Annotated in this window: 19 protein-coding genes; 10 read left to right on the top strand and 9 right to left on the bottom strand. The window is 73.7% G+C overall.

The window, feature by feature from the left end; translation table 11 throughout:
• Positions 1–21 precede the first annotated feature (21 nt).
• Together ABD832_RS20325 and ABD832_RS20330 are read left to right on the top strand one after the other, a co-directional pair.
• Positions 22–1326 carry a sensor histidine kinase gene (locus tag ABD832_RS20325; RefSeq protein ID WP_344897663.1) on the top strand — a complete coding sequence of 435 codons (1305 nt, stop codon included), beginning with the start codon at positions 22–24 and terminating at the stop codon, positions 1324–1326.
• Between the two features lie 66 nt (positions 1327–1392).
• Positions 1393–2070 carry a response regulator gene (locus ABD832_RS20330; RefSeq protein WP_344897666.1) on the top strand — a complete coding sequence of 226 codons (678 nt, stop codon included), beginning with the start codon at positions 1393–1395 and terminating at the stop codon, positions 2068–2070.
• A 66-nt stretch (positions 2071–2136) separates the two neighbouring features.
• Here the strand turns inward: ABD832_RS20330 and ABD832_RS20335 are convergent, their stop codons facing one another.
• From ABD832_RS20335 to ABD832_RS20345, 3 genes are read right to left on the bottom strand one after another with little or no spacing between them, the layout of a single operon-like run.
• On the bottom strand, positions 2137–2679 hold the full coding sequence (locus ABD832_RS20335) for a DapH/DapD/GlmU-related protein (protein ID WP_344897669.1): 543 nt from the start codon (positions 2677–2679) through the stop codon (positions 2137–2139).
• A gap of 58 nt (positions 2680–2737) precedes the next feature.
• Positions 2738–3673 (bottom strand): LysR family transcriptional regulator, encoded by a 936-nt coding sequence (locus ABD832_RS20340; protein WP_344897672.1) that lies wholly within the window; start codon positions 3671–3673, stop codon positions 2738–2740.
• A gap of 59 nt (positions 3674–3732) precedes the next feature.
• Positions 3733–4545, bottom strand: a complete 813-nt coding sequence (locus ABD832_RS20345; protein ID WP_344897675.1) for a TetR/AcrR family transcriptional regulator — start codon at positions 4543–4545, stop codon at positions 3733–3735.
• An 85-nt stretch (positions 4546–4630) separates the two neighbouring features.
• On the opposite strand from ABD832_RS20345, the gene ABD832_RS20350 reads away from it, so the two are divergent.
• Genes ABD832_RS20350 through ABD832_RS20360 form a run of 3 tightly spaced genes read left to right on the top strand, consistent with a single transcriptional unit; the run spans position 4631 to position 6967 of the window.
• Positions 4631–5575 carry an ATP-binding cassette domain-containing protein gene (locus tag ABD832_RS20350; RefSeq protein ID WP_344897678.1) on the top strand — a complete coding sequence of 315 codons (945 nt, stop codon included), beginning with the start codon at positions 4631–4633 and terminating at the stop codon, positions 5573–5575.
• Positions 5572–6387, top strand: a complete 816-nt coding sequence (locus tag ABD832_RS20355; protein ID WP_344897681.1) for an ABC transporter permease — start codon at positions 5572–5574, stop codon at positions 6385–6387. The genes ABD832_RS20350 and ABD832_RS20355 overlap by 4 nt, the downstream gene beginning before the upstream one ends.
• A 16-nt stretch (positions 6388–6403) precedes the next feature.
• A complete protein-coding gene (locus tag ABD832_RS20360; protein ID WP_344897684.1) occupies positions 6404–6967 on the top strand; it encodes a DUF1707 SHOCT-like domain-containing protein in 564 nt (187 codons plus the stop codon).
• 17 nt (positions 6968–6984) lie between these two features.
• Here the strand turns inward: ABD832_RS20360 and ABD832_RS20365 are convergent, their stop codons facing one another.
• The 4 genes from ABD832_RS20365 to ABD832_RS20380 form a co-directional block, all read right to left on the bottom strand.
• Positions 6985–9441, bottom strand: coding sequence for an excinuclease ABC subunit UvrA (locus tag ABD832_RS20365; RefSeq protein ID WP_344897687.1), 2457 nt, complete (start codon positions 9439–9441; stop codon positions 6985–6987).
• Entirely contained in the window at positions 9438–9989 is a 552-nt protein-coding gene (locus ABD832_RS20370) for a PadR family transcriptional regulator (RefSeq protein WP_344897690.1), read from the bottom strand. The genes ABD832_RS20365 and ABD832_RS20370 overlap by 4 nt, the downstream gene beginning before the upstream one ends.
• An 85-nt stretch (positions 9990–10074) precedes the next feature.
• On the bottom strand, positions 10075–10713 hold the full coding sequence (locus tag ABD832_RS20375) for a response regulator (protein ID WP_344897693.1): 639 nt from the start codon (positions 10711–10713) through the stop codon (positions 10075–10077).
• Entirely contained in the window at positions 10710–11828 is a 1119-nt protein-coding gene (locus tag ABD832_RS20380) for a sensor histidine kinase (protein WP_344897696.1), read from the bottom strand. The genes ABD832_RS20375 and ABD832_RS20380 overlap by 4 nt, the downstream gene beginning before the upstream one ends.
• Positions 11829–11995: 167 nt before the next feature.
• Between ABD832_RS20380 and ABD832_RS20385 the strand changes: the two genes are divergently transcribed.
• The 4 genes from ABD832_RS20385 (at position 11996) to ABD832_RS20400 (ending at position 16263) form a co-directional block, all read left to right on the top strand.
• Entirely contained in the window at positions 11996–13462 is a 1467-nt protein-coding gene (locus ABD832_RS20385; protein WP_344897699.1) for an alpha/beta fold hydrolase, read from the top strand.
• A complete protein-coding gene (locus ABD832_RS20390; protein ID WP_344897702.1) occupies positions 13459–14376 on the top strand; it encodes an ATP-binding cassette domain-containing protein in 918 nt (305 codons plus the stop codon). The genes ABD832_RS20385 and ABD832_RS20390 overlap by 4 nt, the downstream gene beginning before the upstream one ends.
• Positions 14373–15125, top strand: a complete 753-nt coding sequence (locus tag ABD832_RS20395) for a hypothetical protein (protein ID WP_344897705.1) — start codon at positions 14373–14375, stop codon at positions 15123–15125. Before ABD832_RS20390 ends, ABD832_RS20395 begins: the two co-directional genes overlap by 4 nt.
• Positions 15126–15522: 397 nt before the next feature.
• Positions 15523–16263: an NPP1 family protein gene (locus tag ABD832_RS20400; RefSeq protein ID WP_344897708.1), complete on the top strand. Its 741-nt coding sequence runs from the start codon at positions 15523–15525 to the stop codon at positions 16261–16263.
• Positions 16264–16448: 185 nt separating this feature from the next.
• Here the strand turns inward: ABD832_RS20400 and ABD832_RS20405 are convergent, their stop codons facing one another.
• Positions 16449–17045: a TetR/AcrR family transcriptional regulator gene (locus tag ABD832_RS20405; protein ID WP_344897711.1), complete on the bottom strand. Its 597-nt coding sequence runs from the start codon at positions 17043–17045 to the stop codon at positions 16449–16451.
• A gap of 123 nt (positions 17046–17168) precedes the next feature.
• On the opposite strand from ABD832_RS20405, the gene ABD832_RS20410 reads away from it, so the two are divergent.
• Positions 17169–18095 (top strand): zinc-binding dehydrogenase, encoded by a 927-nt coding sequence (locus tag ABD832_RS20410; protein ID WP_344897714.1) that lies wholly within the window; start codon positions 17169–17171, stop codon positions 18093–18095.
• Positions 18096–18115: 20 nt separating this feature from the next.
• On the opposite strand, the gene ABD832_RS20415 is transcribed toward ABD832_RS20410, so the two are convergent.
• Positions 18116–18838, bottom strand: coding sequence for a VOC family protein (locus tag ABD832_RS20415; RefSeq protein ID WP_344897717.1), 723 nt, complete (start codon positions 18836–18838; stop codon positions 18116–18118).
• Between the last annotated feature and the right edge of the window lie 18 nt (positions 18839–18856).

The following is an 18856-nucleotide window of genomic DNA, read 5'->3' on the forward strand; positions in this document are numbered from 1 at the left end:
TCGGTACGAAGGAGGAAGATCGTGAGCAGGCAGAGGCGGCCGGAGTACCGGCGCCCGGCGGGGACACGGCCACCGTTCCTCCTCGTCACCGCGGTGCCCTACACGCTGCTGGCCGCTCTCGCCGTCCTCAAGACGGTCAGGGAGCTCGGGGCGGGCGGCTCACCGCTCATCGACCTCGGCCTGTGCGGGCTGGCCGCGGCGTGGATGCTCGGCATGTTCACCCTGCGGCCCGACCGGTGGGAACGGCCCCGGCTCATGGCGGTGTTCTTCGCCGGGATCCTGGTGATCACCGCGGTCCTGGTGGTGCGGGACCCCGCCTTCGGGCTGCTCACCCCGGTGCCCTACATCTACGCCTTCACCGTCCTGCGCTGGCCGTGGCGGCTCCTGGGCGTGGCCGCCGTGGCGGTCGTGGCCGGTGCCGCGCAGGCCTCCAGCGTGGACAGGACGACGACGTCCGGCCTGGTGCTGTCGGCGGCCATCGTCGTCGCCAACGTCGTCCTCATGGGCGGCACCGCCTGGGTGCTCCGGCTCGCCGAGCGGGAGGAGGAGCAGCGCGAGCAGGCCCTCGCCGAGCTGAGCCGGACGAACCGGCTGCTGGAGGCGACGCTCGCCGAGAACGCCGGCCTGCACGCCCAGCTGCTCGCCCAGGCCCGGGAGGCGGGGATCCTCGACGAGCGCCAGCGGATGGCCCGCGAGATCCACGACACCCTGGCCCAGGGGCTCACCGGGATCATCGCGCAGCTCCAGGCGGCCGAGCAGATGCACGAGGTCCCGGAGCAGTGGCGCCGGCCCTTCGGAGCCGTCAAGACCCTGGCCAGGGAGAGCCTGGCCGAGGCGCGGCGCTCGGTCGACGCGCTGCGGCCCGAGCCGCTGGAGACCTCACGCCTGAGCGACGCGCTCGCCGACGTGGCCGACCGGTGGTCGAAGCTGCACGGGATCGCCGTCCGGGTGACGACGACCGGTACGGTACGGCCGATGGCGCCGGAGGCCGAGTTCGCGCTGCTGCGCACGGCACAGGAGGCCCTGGCCAACGTGGCCAGGCACGCGCACGCGACCAGGGCCGGGGTGACGCTGTCCTACCTGGAACACGAGGTGGCGCTGGACGTACGCGACGACGGCAGGGGTTTCGACCTCGCGGGGCCCGAAGCCGGAACGGCCGCGGATGGTAAGCCGAACCCGCCGTCCCGCGACGGCGGGTTCGGCCTGACCATCATGCGCCAGCGCATCGAAGGGCTCTCCGGGAGCCTGCGGATCGAGTCCGAGCCCGGCGCCGGCACCGGGATCTCGGCCTGCCTCCCCTTCCTGCCGGCCGGGAGCCTTACATGACCGACCCCTTCCTGCCGGCCGGGAGCCGGACATGACCGACCCTTTTCTGCCCGCCGGGAGCCGCACATGACCGACCACGCGGCCGACCACGCGGCCGAGCCCCCGATCCGGTTGCTGATCGCGGACGACCATCCCATCGTCAGGGACGGGCTGAGCAGCATGTTCGCCTCCGCCCCCGGATTCGAGGTGCTGGGCGAGGCCGCTGACGGCGCCGCGGCCGTACGGCTCGCCCGGGAGCTGCGGCCCGACGTGATCCTGATGGACCTGCGCATGCCGGGCATGGACGGGCTGACCGCCATCACCGAGCTCGCCAGGCTGGGGATCGACGCGCGCGTGCTGGTCCTGACGACCTACGACACCGACACCCACGTGCTCCCGGCCATCGAGGCGGGCGCGACCGGCTACCTGCTCAAGGACTCCCCCCGGCAGGACCTGCTGCGTGCCGCGCGCGCCGCCGCCAGAGGCGAGAGCGTGCTGTCCCCCTCGGTGGCGGCACGGCTGATGAACCGGGTCAGGACCCCCGCGCCGCAGCTGCTCAGCGGGCGGGAGCTGGAGGTCCTCGAACTCGTGGCGGCCGGGAACACCAACCGCGAGGTGGCCGCCCGGCTGTTCATCACCGAGGCCACGGTCAAGAGTCACCTGCTGAACATCTACGCCAAGCTCGGTGTGAACGACCGCGCCGCGGCCGTCACCGAGGCGTTCAACCGGAGGCTGCTCGTCCCGCGAGCGTCCGAACGGCCCTGACCCTCGCGCCCACGCCGGCGGGCCGCGCCGAGGGCGTCCCCGTCCCCGGAGAGGTCGTCACCACCGTCACCACCGCCGCCGCACGGCCGCCTTGCCGCCGGTCACCAGGCTCGCCGGTGGAACGTCGTCGGCCACGACCGCGCCGGCGGCGACCACGGCGTCACGGCCGATGCTGACGCCGGGAAGGATCGTGGCACCGGCGCCGATCCACACGTTCTCCGCCACGTCGATGGGCGCGCCGCTCAGCCACTCCCGTCGCTCCCCGGGGTCGACCGGGTGGCCGGAAGTGATGAACGTGACCTTCGGCCCGACCATCACGCGCTCGCCGAGCCGGATGCCCGCGTAGTCCAGGAACGTGCAGTTCTGGTTGATGAACACGCGCTCCGCCAGGTCGAGGCGAAGGCCGTGGTCGGTGTAGAAGGGCGGATAGATCGTGACCGTCGCCGGCAGTGGCCTGCCGAGGATCCTCTCGAACAGCTCCGCCCTGCCCGCCTCGTCCTCGAAGGGCAGGACGTTCAGGCGGGAGGTGAGCTCGGTGACCCGCAGGACCCTCGCGGCCATGTTCTGGAACTCGGTGCTGTGAACGCGCATGAGACGGTCGCCGGACATGCCGTGGTCCTTTCTCTGGTGTGCCGGTGATCGGGCGGGACCCGCCGGGCGGCGGTGGTCACCGCGGTGTCGTGGCCCAGGACGGGAGCCAGACCCTCCCCGGCAGCCCGGGCAGGCCTTCGAGGTGGGCGATGACTCCCCGGAGTCCCGGATGCGGGTTCGTCCCGGGAAGGATGAGGGAGAGCGGGTAGGCGAGGGCCGGGTTCACGACGGGGATGCGGCGCAGGTCGTGCCCGGCCGGCCAGACGTACCGGTCGCGTGCCCCGACGAGGGTGGCCACGTCCGCGGAGCCCGCGAGGACGTCCAGGAGCACCTCGTCGCCGAAGTGCGGGCCCGCCGCGTCGATGCGCAGGTCGAACGCGGTGGCGAGCTGGTCGTAGAACTCCGCCCACTCGCTGCGGGGAGCGATGCCCGGAACCCATATCCGGTGCCTGCGCAGCTGCGCGGGCGTCAGTTCCCGCGCGGAGGCGAGCGGATGCGCGGGGCCGACGAGCAGCTCCAGCGGGGAGTCGAACGCGCGGACCGTCCGCAGGCCGGGCCGCGCAGCGCCCGGGGCGACGACGGTGCGGAACGAGGCGTCGACGTCGCCCGCCTCGACGGCCGCGGCCGCCACGCGCGGGTCGTCGACCCGGAGGGTCACCACGTCGAGGGCGGTTCCGGGACGCGACCGCCAGTAGTCGTGCAGGACGACGGCCTGCGCGCTCCGCAGGCCGAGGACGTCGATCCGCAGGGCCCGGGAGCCCGGCCGGACCGCGGCGACGGCGCGCTCGACACCCGCGACGATGCTCCGCGCGTGCGGCAGGAACGCCTGTCCGTCGGGCGTCGGCTCGACCCCCCGGGCGGTACGGGCGAACAGGCGGACCCCCAGCTCGCGCTCCAGGGCGGCGATCCGCTTGGAGACGGCCTGCTGCGTCACGCCCAGCTCGTCGGCCGCGTGCCGCAACTGCCCGAGCTCGGCCGCCCGGACGAACGATCGCAATGCCTCGGTGTCCACCGGCTCACCTTAGGTGCGCACAACCGATCGTTGTGGCTCGCCGCGGGCCGGTTGTCCGGTCACGCCCCGGCGCGTGACCGGGACGTCCCGGCCTCCCGCGGCCGGTCGGCGCGGTCCTGCCGCCCTCCCCGGCGCGCCGTCGCCGCGGGGCCGGTCGTCGGAGGGAGGGCGGCGGCGATGCAGTCGAGGACGCGCTCCAGCCCGTACCGGAACCGGTCGTCGCGGCCGAGGCGCGGCTGGCGCGCCTCCATCGCGATCCTGGTGAAGATGGGGTACTCCCCGCTCTCCAGCACCTGCCGGATGCGCGGCAGGCTCCGCGCCGCCCACTCCGACTCACTGAGCCCGCTGCGGCGGACCTCCTGGGCCTGGCTGACCTCCTCGCGGACGGCGCCCTCGACGTAGCCGTTGAGGATGGCCAGCAGGCCGAGGTTCTCGTCGATGGAGACGTGGGCGTCGAGGACCCCCATCACCCGTTCGATCAGGAGCAGCTGGTTGGGGCCGTAGCCGGGCAGTGACCGGTGCACGGTGGCGATCCACGGGTGGCGCAGCCACATCGCCCGCATGCCGTCGGCGTAGCGCGTCAGGTCGGCGCGCCAGTCGCCCGACGGCAGGCCCGTGACGTCGATCTCGCCCATCAGCCGGTCGGCCATGAGCTCTATGAGGTCGTCGCGGCTGGGGACGTAGCGGTAGAGGGACATGGCGCCCGCGCCGATCTCGGCGGCGATCCGCCGCATGGTGGCGGCCTCCAGCCCCTCGGCGTCGGCGATCCGGACCGCCGCCTCGGTGATCTGCGCGCGGCTGTAGGCCGGTCGCGGGCCGCGGGCCGGGCGCTCGGGCCGCATCCAGATGTTCACGTACTCGGTGTCGGTCACCGCTCCACCCCCTACTTGCGTACATGGTACCCAGTAATCTAGTCTGGCCGCCGTAACCGCGTACAACGTACCCAGTGGAGGGTTCATGACGGATCCGATCGTGCTCGCCGAGGGGCTGCACAAGTCCTTCGGCGAGACCCGCGCGTTACGGGGCCTGGATCTCGCCGTCCCGGCGGGAACGGTCTGCGGCGTGCTCGGGCCGAACGGCGCGGGCAAGACGACCGCGGTGCGCATCCTGGCGACCCTGTCCGATCCCGATGCCGGGCACGCCCGCATCGCCGGATACGACGTCGTCCGCGACGCGGGCGAGGTGTGGGCCAGGATCGGGCTCGCGGGCCAGTACGCCGCCGTGGACGAGAAGCTCACCGGCCGCGGCAACCTGCGCATGTTCGGGCGCCTGTGCCACCTGTCCCGGCGCGAGGCGCACGCGCGGGCCGACGAGCTGCTCGAACGCTTCGGCCTGGCGGACGCGGCCGATCGGCAGGTCGCCGGCTACTCCGGCGGCATGCGGCGCCGCCTCGACCTGATCACCTGCCTCATCCAGCGTCCCCAGGTGCTCTTCCTGGACGAGCCGACCACCGGCCTGGACCCGCGCAGCCGCGGCGAGATCTGGGACGGCGTCCGCGCGCTGGTGGCGGACGGCACCACGGTGCTGCTCACCACGCAGTACCTGGACGAGGCCGACCGGCTGGCCGACGACATCGCCGTCGTCGACCAGGGACGGGTGATCGCCACGGGCACCCCCGACGAGCTGAAGGCCACGATCGGGGACCGCCTCGACGTCGTCGTCGAGGACCCGGCCGCGCTGTCCTCGGCGGCGGCCGTGCTGACGTCCCTGGCCGGCACCGGCCCCGCGGTGACGGGCGCCGACCGGCTCAGCGTCGCCCTGCCCGGCGGCGGCCTGCGGCTCGCCGGCGTCGTGCGCGAGCTCGACCGCGCCGGGGTCGCCGCGGCCGACGTGAGCCTGCGCCGTCCCACCCTCGACGAGGTGTTCCTGCGCCTCACCGACCCGAAGGAGACCGTCCGATGACGACCCTGGCCCCTGCGTCCCGCCTGCGCTGGACGGTCACCGACGGGCTGACCCTGGTCGGCCGCGAGCTGGGACGGCTGCGGCAGGACCCCGGGGAGCTCGTCGCCGCGCTGGTCTTCCCGGCCATCATGGTGGTGCTGTTCGGGTACGTCTTCGGCAGCGCGATCCAGGTGCCGGGCGGCGGCGACTACCGCGAGTACCTCATGCCCGGGTTGTTCTCGATGGTCACCTTCTCGGCGCTGATGGGGGTCATGACGCGGGTGGCCGCCGACGCCTCCCTGGGGGTGATGGACCGGTTCCGCTCCATGCCGATGGCGCGCCTGGCGGTGCCGTTCGGGCAGACCGGCGCCGACTCCCTGGTCGGCCTGCCGTTGATGGCCGTCATGGTGGGGGTGGGCCTGCTGGTGGGCTGGCGGCCGCACCTCGGCCTCGTCCCCACGGTCCAGGCGTTCCTGCTGATGGCGGTGCTGCGGTACGCGCTGAGCTGGGTGGGCGTCTACGTGGGCCTGGCGGTGCGGAACGAGCAGGTCGTCGCGCAGCTGGTGCCGCTGTTCCTGCCGTTCACGATGCTGTCCAACTCGTTCGTCCCGACCGACGGCATGCCGGGATGGCTGCGGTTCCTGGCCGACTGGAACCCGGTGAGCGCGCTCACCGCCGCCTCCCGGGAGCTGTTCGGCAACCCGGGGGCGCCGTCCGGGGACCCGGTCTGGCCGCTCGCCCATCCGGTGGTCACCGTCCTGCTCTGGTCGGCCGGACTGCTGGTGGTGTTCGTCCCGCTGTCGGTCCGCGCCTACAGGCGCAGAGGACGGTGAGGGCACTGTGGGTGCTGTGAGCGCTGTGGGTGCTGTGGGTGCCCGGCCCGGCGGGCCGGACCACCTGCGGGCCGGCGAGGACGACCGCGAGGCGGCCGTGCGGCGCGTGCGGGAGGCGTACGCCCAGGGGCAGATCCCGTACGAGGAGCTGGACGAACGTCTCCACCGGGTGCTCACCGCCACGACGCGCGGCGAGCTCGCGTCGGCCCTGGCCCCGCTGCCGGAACGGGACGCGGGCACCACGTCCACGATCACCGCGGCCGGCGGGCGGATCCGGCGGCGCGGCGCGTGGCGGGTCCCCCGGACCCTCAGGATCGAGTCCCCGCTCGCGCGGGTGCACCTGGACCTGTCCCGGGCGGTCGTCGAGCATCCGGTGGTGGACATCGAGGTGCACCTCGGCACGGGCGGGGCCACGATCACGGTGCCCCGCGACGCGGTCGTCGACCTGGAGGACCTGCGCGCCGGGTGGAGGCAGCCGCTTCATCGGGCCCGGCGCCGCCCCCGCCCCGGCGGGCCGAGGATCCGCGTCTCCGGGACCATGGGGCTGGGACGGCTGACGGTCCGCCACGCGTGGTGGTGAGGCCCACCCCGGGCGGGTCAGGTGAGGAGCCGTCGCAGGAACGGGGCGGTGGGCCCGTTCCCGGACGCGACGTGCGCGGGGGTGCCCGCGTCGACGATCCGGCCGCCGGCCTTCCCGGCCCCCGGGCCCATGTCGATGATCCAGTCCGCGCCGGCCGCCGCGTGGACGTCGTGCTCGGCGATCACGACGGTGTGACCGCGTTCCAGGAGCAGGTCCAGGCCCCGCACGAGCCGCTGCGCGTCGTCGGGGTGCAGGCCGGTGACGGGCTCGTCGAGGACGACGAGACCCGGCTCGTCGCCCCGGCGGCCGCGCACGGTGGCCTTGGCGAGCTTGATCCGCTGGGCCTCGCCGCCGGACAGGGCGGTGCCGCTCTCGCCGAGGGTGAGGTAACCCAGCCCGATCCCGGCCATCGCCTCCAGCAGCGCCGTCAGCGTCCGCGGCCCGTCGAACACCCGGGCGGCCTCGGCCACCGTGAGGCCCAGCACCTCGTCGATCGCGAGGCCGTGACAGGTCACCGCCAGGACCTCCGGGGTGTAGCGGCGCCCGTCGCAGGTCCGGCAGGTGAGGTAGGTGTCGCCGAGGAAGTGCATGTCGAGCTTGATCCGGCCGAGGCCCTGGCAGGGCTCGCACCGGCCGCCGGGGGAGTTGAAGGAGAAGGCCGACGGGTCGCCGAGCCCCCGGCTCGCGGCGGCGTCCGTGTCCGCGAAGAGCCTGCGGATCAGGTCGAACGCCTTGGTGTACGTCGCCGGGTTCGACCGCGGGGTCCGGCCGATCGGGGTCTGGTCCACGACGGTGACCCAGCGCAGGGCGGCCAGTCCCGACACCCTCTCCACCGTGGTGAACGGCCTGCCGGCCAGCCCGGCCGCCACGGAGTCGGCCAGGATCCGGTTCAGCAGGCTGCTCTTGCCGCTGCCGCTGATGCCGGTCAGGCAGGTGAGCCGGTTCAGCGGGACGCGGATCTCGTCGGCCGTGACGTTGTGGGCGGACGCGTTGTGCAACGTCAGCCAGCCGGTGTCGTCGTCCGGTGCCCGTCCGGCGCGTTCCAGCAGGTAGCCGGGCTCGCGCAGGTAGCGGCCGGTCACCGAGCGCGGGTGCGCGGCGATCGCGGCGGGCGTCCCGGCGGCGACCAGCCGCCCGCCGTCGCGCCCGCCGCCGGGACCCAGGTCGACGACCCAGTCGGCGCGGGCGACCAGGTCGGGGTCGTGCTCCACGAGCAGGACGGTGTTCCCGGCGTCGCGCAGCCCCCGCAGGATCTCGAACAGGTGGTCCTTGTCGGCCGGGTGCAGCCCGGCGCCGGGCTCGTCGAAGACGTAGGTGAGGCCGGTCAGCGCCGTGCTGATCTGGGCCGACAGCCGGGCCCGCTGCAGCTCTCCCCCCGACAGGGTCGGCGCGCTCCGCCACAGTTCCACGTGCCCGAGGCCGAGGCGGATCAGCAGGTCGAGCCGGTCGCGCAGCTCGGGGACGAGGATCGCGCCGACCTCCCGCTGGGCCTCGCCGAGGTCGGCCTCGACCGCGTCGATCCACGCGCGGACCTGCCGCACCTGGCTGTGGACCACGTCGCGGAAGGTCTCCTGCCGCAGTTTCACGGTGCGCGCGATCGTGCCGAGCCCGGTGCCCTCGCAGGCCGGGCACGCGTGCCTGTCCACGAAGGGGTGGTAGAGCCGTTTGGCCTCGTCGGTGACGGCCGCCGCATAGGCCTTCTCGATCTCGGCGATCGCCCCGTCCAGCGCCCGCCTGGCCCGGTAGGAGAACTCGGTGCCCTTCTTGGCGTTCGTGCCGGTGACGGTCACGTCGACGGTCTCGCCCGCCGTGCCGTACAGGACGGCCCGCCGGAACTCCTCGGGCTGCTCGTTCCAGGGCAGGGCCGGGTCGGTGCCGTGGTGCGCGGCCAGCGAGGGGAGGAACGCGGCCTCGCCGGACAGGTTCCCGCCGAACCAGGGGGAGGCGCCCCGCGTCAGCGGCAGCCCCGGCTCCGGTACGACGAGCTCCGGCCGGGCCGTGACGACCTCGCGTGCCCCGACGCACGCCGGGCAGATGCCGTCGCGGGTCCAGGGGTCGAACTGGGCGGGGTGCAGCGGGCCCGTCCGGGTGCTCCCGGCCGCCAGCGGCGCCAGCCTGGCGAAGACCAGGCCGAGGTAGGCCTCCACGCCGGTCAGCGTGCCGAGCGTGGAGTTCGGGTTGCGGTTGCCGTTGCGCTGGTCGACGGCCAGGGTCGCGGTCAGCCCGCGGACCCGGTCGATGCGGGGCCGGTCGCGCGGCGTGAGGAACTTGCGGACGTAGGGGTCGAAGCCCTCCACGTACCGCAGCTGCGCCTCGGCGTGCAGGGTGTCGATGACCAGCGAGCTCTTGCCGCTCCCGCTGACGCCGGTGAACGCGGTGATGGCGTTGTGGGGGACCCTGACGTCCACGCCGCGCAGGTTGTGCGTGCGCACGCCGGTCAGCTCGATCCAGCCCGTGGCCCCGACGGCGCTCATCGCTCCTCCGGGCCTGCGGTGATGGCGGGGGCGTGCTCGTCCAGCCAGCGGATCTCCGCCTCGAGCAGTGTCGCCTGGCGCCGGAACAGTGCCGCGTCCAGCGTGCCGATGCGGCCCTCCCCGAGGAGCTGGGCACGTTCGGCGTCGAGGTCGGAGATCGTGGAGGCGAGCTGCTCGCGGCGCCTGGCCAGCAGCCCGGCCAGCTCGGCCGGATCCTGCGCCCGGCCGAACAGCAGGGCCACCGCCAGCGCGTCGGGGCCGAAGCGCAGCTCGCAGATCGCCGCCTCGCGCAACGCCGCCAGCTCCCGGCGGCCGGTGCCGGTGATCTCGTACACGGTGCGCACCGGCCTGCGCCCGACCTGCTCCACCGCGACCTGCCGGATCAGCCCGGCCTCGTCGGCCTGCCGCAGCTCGCGGTTGATGGCGCCGACGCCGACCCCGCCCCACTCCGACACGTCGGTGTACGCGGCGATCCGTTTGATCTCGTGACCGTGCAGCGGGCCCTGGGCCGCCATCAGGCCGAGGATCATCAACCGGGTTAGATTCATGAATCTAGTATCATGAATCCAATCGTGTGGATCAAGTGGAAGGCGGTCGTCGGGCCTTTCGGACGCGCCGCCCGGTGAGCGGGTCCTACTCCGGCGTGACCAGGCCGGCCTCGTAGGCGGCGATGACGAGCTGGGCCCGGTCGCGGGCCCCCAGCTTGGACAGCAGACGGCCGATGTGCGTCTTCACCGTCCCCGGGCTCAACCGCAGGTGGGCGCCGAGCTCGGCGTTGGACAACCCCTGGGCGACGAGCGTGAGCACCTCGCGCTCCCGGTCCGTCAGCGTGCCGAGCCCGTGGAAGACCTGCCGGGCCGGCCGCCGGACGAACTCCGCGATCAGCCGTGTGGTGACGCTCGGCGCGAGCAGCGTCTCGCCCGACGCGACCACCCGGATCGCCCGCAGCAGGTCGTCCGGCGGCGCGTCCTTGAGCAGGAACCCGCTGGCGCCCGCCCGCAGCGCCGCGTAGACGTACTCGTCGAGGTCGAACGTGGTCAGGATGAGCACCCGGGTGTCCCCGGTGATCTGCCCGGTCGCGGTGATGCCGTCCATCTCCGGCATCCTGACGTCCATGAGCACCACGTCGGGTGCCAGCGTCCGCGCGAGCGACACCGCCTGCCGTCCGTCGGCCGCCTCCCCGACCACGACGAGGTCGTCCTCCGAGTCGATCAGCAGGCGGAAGCTGCCGCGCAGCAGCGCCTGGTCGTCGGCGACGAGCACCCGGATCACGAGACCTCCCACGAGGCGTGCACGCCGAACCCGCCCTCCGGCAGGGGCCCGGCCTCGAAGGCGCCGCCGTACATCATGACCCGTTCGCGCATCCCCACCAGGCCGTGCCCGCCCGTCCCGCCCGGTGGCACCCGGCGGCCGGGCCCGTCGTCGACCACGGAGATCCGCACCCTCCCGCCGGTGACCGACACGGTGGCCCGGCAGCGGGCCGGAGCGGCGTGCCTGACGACGTTGGTGATCGCCTCCTGGACGATGCGGTAGACGGACGGCTCCATGCCGCCGGGCACGGCCCCGCTCACCGACAGGTCGACCCGCACACCGGCCTCGGCCGCACGCCGCGCCAGGGACGGCAGGTCGGCGAGGCCGGGCGGCGGGGCGCTCTCGGCCGTGCCGCCGGGCGAGCGCAGCACGCCCAGGAAGCGGCGCATCTCCACCAGCGAGCCGCGCCCGATCTCCTCGATGGCCCGCAACGCCTCGCGCCCCTCCTCCGGGTGCCTGTCCAGCACCTTGGCCGCGACCCCCGCCCTGACCGTGATCACGCTCATCGAATGCGCCACGACGTCGTGCAGCTCGCGCACGATGCGCAGCCTCTCGTCGGCCGCCGCCTGCTCGGCCCGTCTGGCGGCCTCGTGCGCGGCGGCCTCGCGGCGGGTACGCGCCGCCGACCCGAGACTCCAGCTCGCCCCCACGACCAGCCAGGCCGTCCCGACGATGAGGACGGGGTCGGGCCAGCCGTCCACCCGCGGCGGCGCGCTCGTCACCGAGACCAGCAGCATGCCGCCGGTGACGAGCAGGCCCGCCCCCAGGGCGATCGCCGACCGCCGCACCGGCAGGGCGGCCGACACCGGGTAGAGGGCCAGCGCCACCACCGCGATCACGGCCATCCGGTTCACCGGCGACGCGAGCACCAGGGGACCGGCCAGCAGCGCGCCGCAGTACGCGGGCACCGGCCACATCCGCCGCGCCGCCACCGGCAGCAGGCACACCAGCGCCGAGGCGGTGCTCACGTTCAGTCCCGGCCGGTCCGTCGTGGACGCCAGCGCGAGCAGCACCGCGACGGCGGTGTCGGCCAGGACGAGCGACCACCGCGGGGGCCGCCGGGCGAGCAGGTTCACGTCCCGACGGTATCGGGCCGCGACCGCGGGCGGATCGGAGCACGAGCCGTCGGAGCACGGTCCTACCCTCCCGCCGCGCGTCCCGCGCCGTACGACCCCGCTCCGACCGGCAGGACCGGATCCGGCTCCGATGCGCGGGCCCGTCGCCGGGCGGGATCGTTGCCGGCATGAACCGACGTACACTCATCGCGCTGTGCCTGGCCGTCTGCCTGGTCGCGTCGCTCGGCGGCCTGGCCGTGGCCTCGGCGCGGGCGTACCACCTGCTGTGGAGGGACTGCGGGGACGGCCTGCGATGCGCGGAGCTGGTGGTCCCCGTGAACTGGGCCGACCCGGCAGGACCGAGGACCTCGGTGCACGTGGCCAAACTGCCCGCGACGGGCGAGAGCATCGGCCCGCTGATCGTCAACTTCGGCGGCCCCGGCACCAGCACGTCGATGCTCAGGCCGTCCGGCGACCCGGACTTCCCGGCCGAGCTGCCGCTCCTGCTCAAGGAGCTGCGCACCCGCTTCGACGTCATCGCCGTCGACCCGCGCGGCATGTCCGAGCCCGCGAGCGGCAGGGCGGTGAGCTGCGCCGAGCCCGGGGCCTCCCCCTTCGGGCTGGTCACGGCGCGGACGAGGCGGGACTGGGACGCCCACGCGGCCCGGAACGCGGCCCATCAGGCGAGCTGCCGCACGACGGCCAGGTCGGCGTGGTACGGGCTGACGTCGTGGAACGTGGCGCACGACCTCGACGCGCTGCGCGCCGCGCTCGGCCAGGACCGGATCCGCTACGCGGGCAACTCCTACGGGACCGTCTACGCCCAGGCCTACCTGGAGCTGTTCCCGCACCGGGTGGAGCGGATGTACTTCGACGGGACCGCCGACCACACCCAGCCCGGGCTCGAACCCTGGCTGCGCAACTACGCGCTCACCCAGGAACGGCACCTCACCCTCTTCCGCGACTGGTGCGCCCGCCGCCGCGACTGCGCCTTGCACGGCAGGGACGCGGGCAGGGCCTGGGACGAGCTGGCCGCGCGGGCCCGCCGCGCGCCCCTGCCGGCGTCGGCCGGCAGGACGGTGCACGAGGGACAGCTGTACGCGGGCGCGGTCAGGGGCATGAACCCGGCGCTGTGGCCGCTGTTCGCGACCGCCGTCCGCAAGGCCCTCGACGGCGACGCCGCGACCTTCCTGACCGAGCTCGCGCCGGATCCGGGCGGCTCGTCGGTGGGTGGGGACTCCCTGTGCAACGACTTCATGCCCGAACTCCCGACGTACGAGGAGTTCCAGGTCATCGAGGCCGGGCTCCGCGAGATCGCACCGAGGTTCGGCTGGATCGAGGGACGCCACCAGCTCGGACGGTGCTGGGGACGCGACGGGGGTGCGTCCTGGGCGCCGCACCCGCTGCGGGTGGGGAACCTCCCGCCGGTCCTGTTCGCGATCGGGGAGCTGGACAACAACACCAACCATCTCGGGCAGCGGCACGTGGCCGGGCAGATCCCCTCCGCACACGTCCTGTGGCACGGCGACGGCCATGCCTCCTGGGCGGGCAACACCTGCCTGCGCCGGCACGTCCACGCCTACCTCACGACGGGGACGCTGCCCGCGCCGGGCACGCGCTGCCCGGCCGAACGGATCCACCGGGTGGGAAAATGATCCAGGTCATCGAACTGACGAAGACCTACGGCGCCACGCGGGCGGTCTCGCACCTGACGTTCGACGTCGTCCCCGGGCAGGTCACCGGCTTCCTCGGGCACAACGGGGCGGGCAAGTCCACCACCATGCGCATGGTCCTCGGCCTTCACGCGCCCACCTCGGGCACGGCCCTGATCAACGGCGTCCGCAGGCGCGACCTGCGGGACCCCATGCGCGAGGTCGGCGCCATGCTCGACGCCGCCGAGGTGCAGGGCGGGCGCAGCGCGCTCGCCCACCTCCAGGCGCTGGCGTACGCCGGCGGGATCCCGCGGCGCAGGGTCGTCCAGGTCCTCGAGGAGGTCGGCCTGGCCGGGGCGGCGCGCAGGCGGATCGCCGGGTTCTCCCAGGGGATGCGCCAGCGCCTCGGCATCGCGGCGGCACTGCTCGGCGACCCGGGGGTCCTCATCCTCGACGAGCCCGTCAACGGCCTCGACCCCGACGGCATCCGCTGGCTCAGGACGCTGCTGAGATCCCTGGCCGCCGAGGGACGGACCGTCCTGCTGTCGAGCCATCTGATGACCGAGATGTCCCTCACCGCCGACCGGCTCGTCATCATCGGCCGCGGCCGGCTCATCGAGGACACCACGACCGCGGCACTGCTGGCCCGCTTCCAGGGCGAGGTACTGGTCCGGTCACCTCACGCGGACCACCTGGCCGCGGCGCTCGAGGCGGCGGGAGCGACCGTGCGCCGCGCGCCGGGAGAGGGCACGCCCGCCGCGTCCGCCCCCGTCCCGGGAGCCGGGGGAGAACTGCTGGTGACCGGCCTGTCCGCGGCCGCCACCGGGGACATCGCCCTGGCGAACGGCTGCGCCGTCCACGAACTCGCGACGCGTCGGCCGTCGCTGGAAGAGGCCTTCATGGAGACGACCCGATGATCGACGCCGTCGCGTCGGAGTGGCTCAAGCTGCGCTCGCTCCGATCCACCTACCACGTCCTGGCCTCCACGCTCTCGGCCCTGGCGCTCACCGGCTTCGCGGCCTTCTCGATCTCGAAGTACTTCGACACCAAGGGGCCCGGCACCGAGCCCGTCGGCACCGGACTCGCGCTCGGCGCCGACATCCCCCCGGTCCTGTTCGGCGTGCTGGGGGTGCTCGCCATCTCCGGCGAGTACGGCACCGGCATGATCCGGCTCACCCTGACCACGGTCCGGCGCCCATGGATCGTCGTGGCGGCCAAGGCCGTCGTGGTCGCCGCCGTCGCCGCGATCGCGGGCCAGCTGCTGGCGTTCGCCACCTACCTGACCGCGCAGGCGGTGGTGGGCGGGCGCCCGATCGGCGCCTCGCTCTCCGAACCGGCCGTCCTGACCCAGATACCGGCGGCGGGCGTCTGCTGTGCCGTCGCCGCGGTGACGGGGCTGAGCCTGGCCACGATCCTGCGTTCGACACCGGGGGCGCTCGTCGCGCTGGTCGCCCTCCTGCTGGTCCCGGCCGGTGTCGAGCGCTTCCTGCCCGCCCCCTGGAACGACCTGGTGGCCTCCCTGACGCTGTCGTCGCTGGCGGAGCAGCTGGCCGGGGTCCCCGGCTCCGGTGCCTTCGGCCCCTCCACGGCCGTCGCCGTCCTGGCGGTTCACGTCACCCTCCTTCTCCTCGCGGCGATCCTGGCGATCACCAAGCGCGACGCCTGACCACGGCCGTCCGGACGGGACGGCCTCGGTCTCGTCCACCGGCCGCCCGCATCGTCGGGAAGGCGCGGCTCATGAGCATTGACGCCCGGTTCACCTGTCGACCGTCGCCGATACATGTCCGCGTCATGTGATTCAAGGACCTTGATCAAGCGTCGGTTCCGTGATTCCGTGGTGCCGGAAAAGCGTGAAGCATCCCCATTTCGGCGTGGAGAATGCCCGTGATCCCCACCACGCCGACGCGCCGTCAGGTCATGAGCCATTCCTTCGAGAAGGCGGAAGAGTGCGAAAGCTGTCGTCGTTCACGTCCACCGCGAGAGCATCGAAGTCAGCGACCGTGTCAGGGGGGAGCACGTCCTCCCGCACATCCTTCAGGCACAGGCGTTCCCGGCTCGGGATCGTGCTCGGCATCGCCGCCCTGGGGGTCGTGATCCCCGCGTCGGCGGCCCATGCCGACCCACCGCGCAACCTGCCCCAGTCGGCCGGACAGTACGAGACGTCGTTCTCACCGGCCTACGACTACGACGGCGACGGCTGCTACGCCACCCCGGCCATCGGCCCGGACGGGACCCTCGCCACCGGGCTGAACCCGACCGGCGCGGTCAACGGCAACTGCCGTGACCAGTCGGACCTGGACAACTCGCAGACCTACGCCCGTTCCAAGTGCAACAACGGCTGGTGCGCCATCGTGTACGCCAGCTACTTCGAGAAGGACCAGGCGCTGCCGGGCATCAGCCTCGGCGGCCACCGCCACGACTGGGAGCACGTCATCTCCTGGGTCAACCAGGCGTCCAACCAGGTGGAGTACGTCTCGACCACGCAGCACAGCAACGTCGTCACCTACACGCGCTCGCAGGTGCGTTTCGACGGGTCGCACCCCAAGGTCGTCTATCACAAGGACGGGGTGTCCACGCACTTCATCCGGCTCGCCAACGGCAACGACGAGCCGCCGGAGAACCACTACCACAACTGGCGCTACCCCCCGCTGGTGGACTGGAACGGCTGGCCCAGCACCTCGCTGCGCGACCGGCTGATGAGCGCCGGCTTCGGCTCCGCGACCATCAAGATCAATGACGGCAGGTTCACGGATCTCCTCTCGCGCGCCAAGCCCGCGGCCATCCCCTTCAACCCCTCGGCCTGACGAGCCCGACAGAGCCGCACGACGGGGTGCGGCTCCGGCGGCCGCCGGTTTCCGGATCCCGGCGGCGTAGGCTCGCCGGCGACCCTCTGTGACGAGGGGGTGGATCACCGCCACGTCCTCCGCAGCCGTGACGGTGAAGGTGCCGGGCCGAGACGGACGGCCGGAAGACCCTCGGGTGACCCTGTTCAGGGGCCGGTACCCTGCGGGCCGTCGCGATCGAGCAGCGCCGCGGCCATCTGACGGACCGACCGGGTGAAGCGGCGCGGGTCGCCGGGCGGCGTCATGTGACGGATCAGGTCGCCGTCGAAGACGGCGAGCAGGGCGTGGGCCAGGAAGCCGGCGTCGAGATCGGGCCGTCCCTCGGCGAACAGGGTGCCGAGATGCCGGTGCCAGAACCGGTAACTGGGATCGTCGTACCTGTCCTGCGCGCACGCCTGATCGTGCGCGGAGAGCAGGACGGCGTTGCCCTCGGCGATCGCGCCGAGACCGTCGAGGAAGGCGAGCATCCGTTCCCGGGGAGGCGCCCCGGGGCCCAGGGGCGGGGGGCCGTTCTCGACCGCGTCACGCAGCTCGCGCGACCTCTCCTCCAGCAGTGCCTGCAGCAGCCCGGCGCGGTTGCCGAAGCGACGGAACACGGTGCCCTTGCCGACTCCGGCGAGGGCGGCGACGCGGTCGAGCGACACGTGGTCCCCGCCGCCCTCGGCCAGGAGCCGCTCGGTGGCGTCGAGCACCGCGCGGCGGTTGCGGGTCGCGTCGGCGCGCTCGGCGCGCTGCTGGGCCATCGAGCCGCCTTCCTGTTGCGGACCGTCGGTCCGTGTATGTTACCGTTCGTGAAGCGGACCGTCGGTCCGCATGCTTGCCTGTCCGTCTGTTCGCCTGTTCGCCTGTTCGCGAAGGAGTCTTTCATGGCCATGCGCGCGCTCGTCATCGATCCCGGCGCCCCGGGGTTCCTGCGCCTGGGGACGGCCGCAGAGCCCCGGCCCGGGCCCGGCCGGCTGGTGCTCGACGTCCGGCACGTCTCGCTCAACCGGGGCGAGGTGGTCTTCGCCGGTGGACGCCCGGCCGGAACCGTGCACGGTTACGACGCCGCCGGCGTGGTCGTCCACGCCGCGACCGACGGCGAAGGACCCGCCGTGGGCGCCAGGGTCGCGGCCATGGGCGCCGGGGCCTGGGCGCAGCGGATGGCCGTGGACACCACCGCGGTGGCCGAGGTCCCCGTCGGGGTGGACCTCGCCGACGCCGCCGCGCTGCCGATGGCCGGTGTCACCGCGCTGCGCACGGTGCGTTCCCGTCCCATCCTGGGCCGGCGCGTGCTGGTCACCGGGGCGGCCGGCGGCGTCGGCCGTTACGCGGTCCAGCTGGCGGCCCTGGGCGGCGCCCATGTCATCGCCTCGGTCGGGTCGCAGGCCCGCGCCGAGGGTCTGGCCGGCCTGGGAGCCCACGAGGTGGTGGTCGGCCTGGAGGGCATCGACCGGCCGGTCGACCTCGTCCTCGACAACGTGGGCGGCCCGCAGCTGGCCGAGGCCTGGCGGCTCCTCGCGCCGGGCGGGGACGTGCAGAGCATCGGCTGGGCGTCGGGTGAGCCGACGGTGCTCGCGCCGTACTCGCTGTTCTCCGCCGGCCCGTCCAGGACGATGAGCGTGTTCGGCGACGCCCGCGAGGTCGGCCCGGATCTGGCCACCCTGCTGGGGTTCGCGGCGGCCGGGAGGCTCTCCCCGGAGGTCGGCTGGCGCGGTTCCTGGGAACGCGTCGCCGAGGCCGCCCAGGCGCTGCTGGACAGGCGCGTCGCGGGCAAGGCCGTACTGGACGTGGAACCGGCCGCGACCGGCTGACCGGCGCCCCGCCGGTCACCCTACCGGGGGGTCAGCACGCAGAACTCGTTGCCGTCGGGGTCGGCCATCGTCACCTGGCCGGGATCGTGCGGGTCGATGTCGATCCGGGTCGCTCCGAGGGAGACGAGACGGTCGACCTCGGCCTGCTGGTCACCGTCCGCCGGGGGAGCGAGGTCGAAGTGCAGCCGGTTCCTCCCGGTCTTCGGCGCCACCGGCGGACCGCCCCACGTGACCTTCGGGCCGCCGTGCGGCGAGCGGACCGCGGTCTCCTGGTCCCGGTCCCAGACCAGCGGCCAGCCCAGCGCCTCGCTCCAGAAGTACCCGACCTCCTGCGAACCGTCGCTCGCGAGCGCTCCGATGAACCCGCACCCGGCGAGGAACGCGTTGCCCGGCTCGATGACGCAGAACTCGTTGCCCTCGGGGTCGGCGAGCACCACATGACCCTCCTGCGGGAGCTGCCCGACGTCGATGTGCCGCGCGCCGAGGCCGAGCGCCCTCTCCACCGTCCGCCGCTGGTCCTCCAGGGACGTGCTCGTCAGGTCGAAGTGCATCTGGTTCGGGCCGGTCTTCCTCTCCCGCGTCGGAAGACACCGGATCAGGAACCCGGTGTCGTCGTCCGGCAGGAGCGTGACGCCGTCGCGTGGGTCGTCGGTCGTCTCCCGGCCCAGGACCCCGGCCCAGAAGCGGGCGAGACGGAGCGGGTCGTTCGCATCGAAGCAGAGGGCGACGAGCCGAGCGGTCATCCCGTGTCTCCCATTCGT

It is taken from the genome of Streptosporangium longisporum, from assembly GCF_039534895.1.
In the GTDB taxonomy this organism is placed as follows: domain Bacteria; phylum Actinomycetota; class Actinomycetes; order Streptosporangiales; family Streptosporangiaceae; genus Streptosporangium; species Streptosporangium longisporum.